The sequence below is a fragment of the Lysinibacillus sp. RU7 genome (genome assembly GCF_057837305.1).
Genome location: NZ_JBYQFK010000173.1, coordinates 1 through 259, shown reverse-complemented (window position 1 = coordinate 259; position 259 = coordinate 1). Strand labels below are relative to the sequence as shown.

At 70.3% G+C, this 259-nt stretch carries 1 protein-coding gene; it reads left to right on the top strand.

Annotated features, from left to right (window positions below; translation table 11 throughout):
* Nucleotide 1 precedes the first annotated feature (1 nt).
* On the top strand, nt 2-259 hold a 258-nt coding region (locus AC3II9_RS21975; protein ID WP_489158842.1), incomplete at its 3' end, for a M20/M25/M40 family metallo-hydrolase.

The window sequence follows — 259 nt, the reverse complement described above, 5'->3', positions numbered from 1 at the left end:
CATCGATGGCCAGCCCTGGACCAGCGACCCGTGGCGGCTGACCCGGCGCGGCGACCGGCTGTTCGGGCGGGGTACGTGCGACATGAAGGGGTTTCTAGCGCTATCGCTGGCGGTTGCGCCTTATGTGGCGCAACAGGGGGGCGCACGACCCCTGCACCTCGCTTTTTCCTATGATGAGGAGGTCGGGTGCCTGGGCGCGCCGTCGATGATCGCCGAGATCGCCCGCGAGGTGCCGTCGCCCGCCGCCGTCGTGGTGGGC